Source organism: Pseudomonas sp. FSL R10-0399 (assembly GCF_009600165.1).
GTDB classification, from domain to species: Bacteria; Pseudomonadota; Gammaproteobacteria; order Pseudomonadales; family Pseudomonadaceae; genus Aquipseudomonas; species Aquipseudomonas helleri.
Genome location: NZ_WIWK01000023.1, coordinates 53,644 through 61,100, shown reverse-complemented (window position 1 = coordinate 61,100; position 7,457 = coordinate 53,644). Strand labels below are relative to the sequence as shown.

The window sequence follows — 7,457 nt, the reverse complement described above, 5'->3', positions numbered from 1 at the left end:
TACTGAGTTCGTGATAGGACATAGTGGCAGCACCGTACCGGAAAGGTCAGGTGTTGCACTCAGTTTTTGCGGCCGCCGGTCTATCTAACACACGTTAAAAAACCAATCTATTTCGATACGTCGTCAAGATGCGACAAAACTTGGTTGCGCCAGTGATACGTTATTAAAGTTGTTTGATAGTCGTTATTTAAGCAGGTCAGTCGTTAATAGCCACTCTGCAGTCATGGATTATGCAGGGCGGCTTTATTATTAAGTGCGGACCTTAAGAGAGACAGGTGAGTGCGCAACTTTATTAGGTTGCGACACTGGAAGTTTGAGAGTGCTGAATAAGCGAGAGCCGTCTAAGAGGGTAAGGGAATGTCCGACATCACATTGGCAGGCGATGGGTCTACAAGCAGTGACCCAGTGAAAAAAGCTAGCTCGCCCAGTGCATCCAGCTCTTCTAACGCCAAGCCGGCGCGACTGGATGCTGAGGGTATCAAGAAAGAAATAAGCCAACTCAACAGTTCGCCAGATGGCCTTAGTTCGGCAACGGCCAAGAGCCTGCTTGAAAAGTATGGGCCGAACGCCATTGAGGCCAAAGAAGACAGTCGCTGGAAAAAGCTGCTCGGTTATTTCTGGGGGCCTATTCCATGGATGATTGAAATTGCGGCACTTATTTCGTTGGCGCGTCAGGACTGGCCAGACTTCATCGTGATTACCGGCCTGCTGCTTTACAACGCGGCTGTCGGTTTTTGGCAGGACAACAAAGCCGCCAGTGCACTGGCGGCGCTGAAGAAAGGTTTGGCACTTAAAGCCCATGCCAAGCGTGATGGGAAGTTGCAAACCATCGATGCGGCCGAACTGGTGCCGGGGGATGTGGTGACGGTGTCCGGTGGGGAGATTTTGCCCGCCGATTTACTGTTGATCGACGGCGCTTATTTGTCGGTGGATCAGGCGGCGTTGACGGGTGAGTCTTTGCCTGTATCGAAGATGGTCGGTGACAGCGGTTATTCCGGCTCTATCGCGCGGCAAGGTTCGATGACCGGTATTGTCACGTCAACCGGTAACAATACATTCTTTGGGCGCACGGCCAAGTTGGTGGCCAGTGCGGGTGCCAAGTCCCACGCTGAACAAGCAGTACTGCGTATCGGGGATTTCCTGATTATCCTCGCGGCCATTCTGGCACTGATTCTGGTCGGCACGCAGTTATACAAAGACATTGTTGTGCAAGGGCATTGGGCGTGGTCTGAAGCCGGTGATATTGCGCAGTTTGTGTTGGTGTTGCTGATTGCTTCGGTGCCGGTGGCCATGCCCGCGGTCATGTCCGTCACCATGGCGCTGGGGGCGTTGGCGTTATCCAAACAAAAGGCCATTGTTTCGCGGTTGTCGGCCATTGAGGAACTGGCCGGGGTTGATGTGTTGTGCTCCGATAAAACCGGGACGCTGACGCAAAACCACCTGACCGTTGATAGCGCGATTCCTTTTGACCCTAAAACAACTCCCGATGAAGTGATTCTAGGCGCGGCGTTGGCGTGTCAGCCGGAAAGTACGGATGCCATTGACCAGGCTGTATTGAGTGCGCTGAAAGATAAAAAATCGCTGGATGGCTTTAAACAAGTCAGCTTCACGCCTTTTGACCCGGTCAATAAAAAGACCCTGGCGGTGGTGCAAGACGCTTCGCAAAAACAGACGTCCTATGCGAAAGGGGCGCCGCAAGTGATTGCCACGTTGTGCGGTATCAGTGAAACCTCCAGCGACGATCCGCGCTCCACGGCTTACTTCGGCAAAGTCAGTGAACTGGCCAGCCATGGCACGCGCGCACTCGGTGTTGCCCGCTCGGATGATGGCGGCAAAACTTGGGACCTCCTGGGCTTGCTGGCGTTGCTCGATCCGCCGCGCCCTGACGCTAAAGAAACCATTGCCCAGGCACGTGCGCTGGGGCTGTCGGTGAAGATGGTCACGGGCGATGACGTGGCGATTGGTTCCGAAATCTCCCGGCAACTGGGGCTTGGGACGCACTTGCTGGTTGCTGATCAGGTGTTCCCTAAAGATACGGACAACAACCATATTCCGATTGATGCGGCCCGTGCAGTTGAGGCCGCCGACGGGTTTGGGCGCGTGTTCCCGGAGAACAAATACCAGATCGTTAAAGCGCTGCAAGAGCGTAATCACATTGTTGCAATGACAGGGGATGGTGTTAACGACGCCCCGGCCTTGAAACAAGCTGAATGCGGTATTGCGGTGTCGGGTGCAACGGACGCGGCAAGATCGGCCGCCGCGCTGATTTTGACAGCCCCGGGGTTATCCACGATTGTGAATGCCATTGAAGAAGCGCGGGCTATCTTCGAGCGCATTACCTCGTATGTGTACTACCGGATTGCGATGACGATTTGCATCATGTTTGTGGTGGTGCTGTCTTATTTGGTATTCGGCGTGCGTCCGTTGACCGCCATCATGATTGTGGTACTGGCGTTGCTGGATGATATTCCGATCATGACCATCGCCTATGACAACGTCAAAATAGCCAAGAAACCGGTGCGGTGGGATATGCACCGAATCATCATATTCTCTTCACTGATGGGGTTGATGGCACTGGCGCAGAGCTTTGGTCTTGTTCTGATCTCGATGTACTGGATGAACAACGCAGAACTGATGCATGTGTTTGCACTCGACCTGAGTCATCTACAGACCATGTTGTTCTTGCAGTTGGCAGCGGGCGGCCACTTGTTGCTGTTTGTGGTGCGTAACCGTAACAGCGTGTTCAAACCACCGTTCCCGTCGTTGCCGCTGTTGTTGGCGGTTATCGGTACGCAGATTGTCGCGGTGTTTATTTGTGCCTTCGGTATTTTCGTCCCGGCTATTTCGTGGGAACTGATCGGCGTTGTCTGGGTGTACGTCCTTGTCTGGATGGTGATCATCGATATCGTGAAGTTGATCTACTTCTCCGTCGTCGATAAGCGTGAAAAACAAAGCGAAAACCTGACTAAAGCCATCGCATGACTAGGGAAGCCAGACTATGAGCCTTATGAGTAAGTTGATTGTTAAGCCAGGGTCAAAAATTCGCCTCGCTGACGTGGACCCTGACTTTCATGGTTCTTATAAATCGGAAAAAGATGCGCAAAAGCATCTTGATCAACAGTCCGCCAGCATCTCTGACCTGCAAAAGAAGCTCTATGCCGAGCGTAAACATTCCTTGCTGATTGTTTTGCAGGGCATTGATGCGGCCGGTAAAGATGGCACTTGCTGGCATGTGTTGCGTTCGATGAACCCGCAAGGCACCAATGTGCATGGTTTCAAGCAGCCGACCCCCGAAGAAAGCAGCCATGATTTCCTTTGGCGGGTGCATCCCCATGTCCCGGCCGACGGCAACGTGGCTATCTTTAACCGTTCGCACTATGAAGACGTGCTTGTGCAGCGCGTGCACAAAATGGCGCCCGGCAAGGTCATTGAAAAGCGCTACGACTTGATCAATGCATTTGAAAGCACCGTGCATTCGAATAACACGACGATCTTGAAGTTCTTCTTGTACATCTCGCCTGAAGAGCAACTCAGACGCTTTGAAGAGCGTCTGGATGATCCGATGCGGCAGTGGAAAATCAGCGAGGGTGATTATTCAGAGCGCGCCCTGTGGGACGACTACATCAAGGCGTATGAGGCGATGTTGAACAAATGTTCGACTGATCATGCGCCCTGGTATGTCATCCCGGCCAACCACAAGTGGTTCCGCAACCTGGCTGTCGGGAGCATTGTTGAGAAGACGCTCAAAGATATGAAAATGCAGTTGCCCAAACCTACGGTTGATCTCAAAGAAATCAGAAGGAAGTACCACCAGGCCAAGAAAGAAAAACTCTAAATCACTAGAGCGCCGCCCTGAAGGTTTTGAACGTTCAGGGCGGCGATGGCCAGGTCTGACATCTCATGGCGTTTCCTGTTGGTTGATCAGAGCAGGAAGCGCTATTGGCATTTAGCGGTTCACCTTATATCGGCCTGTGACGGGCTTCATTGCATTAGGCGTCGTTATGTACACAACCCTGCTCATTTTCTTCATGGTTTATTTGGTAATGGGTGTCGGTAAGCTGCCGGCATTTAACGTGGACAGAACGGGCGCTGCAGTCGTTGGCGCCCTGGCCATGATCGTAGCAGGAAGCCTTAGCCCGCAAGCCGCGTGGGATGCCATCGACTACCGCACCCTTGGGCTGCTGTTTGGCTTGATGGTGGTGTCGGGGGCGTTCACGGTCTCGGGGTTTTATGCCTGGGCTGCGGAGAAAGTCGCAACGCTGAAAATTACCCCGGTCGCGCTGTTGGCAGTGTTTATTGCCGTCAGTGCCGGGCTTTCCTCATTGCTGACCAATGACGTGGTGGTGTTGTCGATGACGCCGCTGCTGGTCAGCGTGGCGCTGGCACGGGGGCTTAACCCGGTGCCGTTTCTGCTGGCATTTTGTTTTGCGGCCAACTCCGGTGCCGCGGGCACCCTGATCGGCAGCCCGCAAAACATGATTGCGGCCCAAGCGCTTGATCTCTCGTTTAACGAATTCATGATTGCCGCAGGGGTGCCGGCGCTTTTATCGCTGCCCATCATCTGGTGCATCATCGCGTGGCAATACCGTGGCAAATGGACGCTGGAGCGCAAGACCGATAAAGCGGTTGTCCACCCTCCCATACAGCTCGATAAAGTCGAAACGACCAAAGCCATCATCGTCGCCAGCGCCGTAATCATCGCCCTGGTGGCCGATATATGGCCGCGAGAACTGGTGGCCCTGGCCGGCGCGGGCATCCTGCTGGTCAACCGCAGCCTGGCTTCCAAAGACGTGCTCAAGCAAGTTGACGGCAACCTGTTGCTGCTGATTATCGGCTTGTTCATTTGCAACCAGGCACTCGCCAATACCGGACTGCCGCAATCGCTGTTTGACTGGTTGCGCCATGTGGGTATCGACGTTAACGACCCAATTTCGCTGTTTGTGGCCGGTTCATTGCTCAGTGATGTGGTCGGCAACAACCCGGCGGTCATGCTGCTTTCCCCATACCTGCACCCGGACAACAACGCGCAGTCATTAGGTGCTGCAATTGCGTTGGGTACCGGGTTTTCGAGCAACCTTATTATTTTCGGCAGCCTGGCCGGGATCATCGTCGTGGAACAGGCGGCGGGGTGCGGTATCAAGATCTCGTTCGGGTCATTCGCAAAGTCCGGGGTGCCGGTGACTTTGGTGACCTTGCTGATGGCGGGGTTGTGGATTGCGTTTTTGTGAGGGAAGGGGCTCGGCAGCGGCTACAGGGGGTTAGTGTTCGCTGGCTGTAGGAGCGAGCTTGTCTCGCGATCTTTTCAGCGTGGTTTACGGCTGCTGCGCAGCCGGACGTAGCCTCGCAAGGCTCGTCAACTGCTACGGGGGAGCGTGAGCTCTGTGTCGGAGCTGCCGAAGGCTGCGAGCTTTTGACGGTGTTTAGGTTGGGCACAAAAAGGCCGCGCAGTGCGCGGCTTTGAGTATGTTGGGCCCAGCAGGACTCGAACCTGCGACCAAGGGATTATGAGCCTACTTAAAACACCAGGGTTCATTGGTAAAACCCAGCAAATAAAGGTTTTTACGAATATTTATTCCCATATTTCCCGCATGTACTCTACGGATCTGGACACTTTCTGGACACGCCTTGAGCCTGACTTCTCACAACCCTACAAATCCTTCCGCTCTGTGCAATCGCCTCCAAGCTGTCAGACCCCATACACACCGTGGCCTAGCTGATTGATTGCACTACCCCCTGGGTTTGCACAAAAAAAGGACGCGAAGCCCGTCGGCGGGAGGGGGATAAGTGCTTTTTTAGCGCTTTTTTTTTCATAAACGTGGCATCTTATTTCTGGATAGATCAACCGGAATGGAGGCGAGATGAGAGATTTGGGCAAAGCAGGGGAAGATTTTTTTAGCGGACTTTGCGCGATTTCAGGTATGACTGCGAACAAGGCCGTATCAGATAGGAATGGTTGGGATCTATATGTTGAAATTGATGAGGAAAATATGTTTCTCGATGCTATGTCGCTGCATGAAGGACAAGTCGAGACGAAGATTCAGGTAAAAACCACAGACGGAAAGAATAAGTTTGTTGATGTGGAATTATCCAACTTAAAGAAAATGGTAACAACACCAGTTCCTGCTTTTTATGTGCTAATTGAATATGAAGGTGGCGAATCTCCAACTGCCGCATATTTATATCATGTTGACAAAGAGCTAATAGATAGGGTCCTAAAAAAAATTGCGTCTTTAGTTGCCATTAACCCAAAAGTTAAACTCAACAAAAGAACTATGAGGCTGAACTTTACTCAAAGTATTACGCCGCTTAAAGGCTCGCGCCTTAGAGAAATGATGGTGTCAATGATAGGCGGTAAAAGCCTTAAATATATAGAGAAAAAAACTAAATATCTAGAGTCCTCTGGATTTGAACAAGGCGCACATAAGCTTAGCTTTTCAATCAAAGGTGATGATCAGCTCAAGCAGTTTATTGATATGTCGCTTGGGTTTAAGGGGAGCTTAGATGTAAACAATGTCCATGGTTCAGAGTTACGATTTGGTATTGCTACTGCTTTACCGTTTTTTACTAGTGAATCCGCGATCCTTGAAATTACAAACGTCATACCTGATGCGTCAGGCTCATTAATATTTAAGAATCTTTCTAATGGTCATTCTTTGAAATTCTCCACGGATCTCTATAGGGGAATTTTGAATCAATGGATTAGTAGCGATTTAAGAAAATTCAGAATGAGCTCAAGTCTTTTTGAAATTCAGGTATTTGATAACGGCAAAAGGCTAAAATTTTTGGCCCACCCCCAATTAATTAAAAACTATGACATCACAGAGGGGTTGAAGTTATTTAAGTTGATCCAAATGTTTAGGTCTTCTACGCATGTCAGGTTGGCTCTAGAATTCCCTGGGTGCTCCACATGTATTAATTTGAACCCGACGAGCGATTTTTCAGATTGTTCATCTGTCATTGAAGCAATTGAGAAGTTCTTAACTATAAAAAAGCACTTTGATTTTTATGAGCCTGTGTTTATCTCTCTCGGTGAGCTTGAAAAAGCGCAGCACCGACTATTAGAGATGGGTTTAATTATAGCGGGAGCTGTAAGCAAAGTGTCTCTTGAACTTCCTGATAAGGTAAGTATAGATGTAGGTGTGGAGGCTGATTGCTTTCATGTAGTAGCGGTAAATTTAGGTGGGTATATTTTTGCCGAGCTTATGTTGCTCAGCGGGATTGTAGAGAAATATGATTCGGGAAGGCATAGCGTAGCAGTAAAAAAAATGGAATCGCTTTATAGAACCGTTATAAACGCTGAAAAGGTCGAAATTGGTATTCTAGAAAAGGATGTTTTGAGCGTTGTCGATTCATACAGAAATGTAAATTTAAGTATAAATCTAGCTCCTTTTTTCTTTTCGGAGTTATTGACATCCGAGGGTTTTAAGTAGAAGCGGCTGGGCTCTAACTATGGTTCG

Annotated in this window: 4 protein-coding genes; all 4 read left to right on the top strand. The window is 50.5% G+C overall.

Translation table 11 applies throughout. The features are described 5' to 3' along the window. The first annotated feature begins 405 nt into the window (after positions 1 to 405). The 4 genes from GHO41_RS09490 (at position 406) to GHO41_RS09475 (ending at position 7,430) form a co-directional block, all read left to right on the top strand. Positions 406 to 2,982 (top strand): plasma-membrane proton-efflux P-type ATPase, encoded by a 2,577-nt coding sequence (locus GHO41_RS09490; RefSeq protein ID WP_218580245.1) that lies wholly within the window; start codon positions 406 to 408, stop codon positions 2,980 to 2,982. 25 nt (positions 2,983 to 3,007) lie between these two features. Beyond that, entirely contained in the window at positions 3,008 to 3,835 is an 828-nt protein-coding gene (locus GHO41_RS09485) for a polyphosphate kinase 2 family protein (RefSeq protein ID WP_218580244.1), read from the top strand. A gap of 166 nt (positions 3,836 to 4,001) precedes the next feature. Next, positions 4,002 to 5,228 (top strand): SLC13 family permease, encoded by a 1,227-nt coding sequence (locus GHO41_RS09480; RefSeq protein WP_153329182.1) that lies wholly within the window; start codon positions 4,002 to 4,004, stop codon positions 5,226 to 5,228. 630 nt (positions 5,229 to 5,858) lie between these two features. Then, positions 5,859 to 7,430 carry a hypothetical protein gene (locus GHO41_RS09475; protein WP_153433420.1) on the top strand — a complete coding sequence of 524 codons (1,572 nt, stop codon included), beginning with the start codon at positions 5,859 to 5,861 and terminating at the stop codon, positions 7,428 to 7,430. The last annotated feature ends 27 nt before the right edge of the window (positions 7,431 to 7,457 follow it).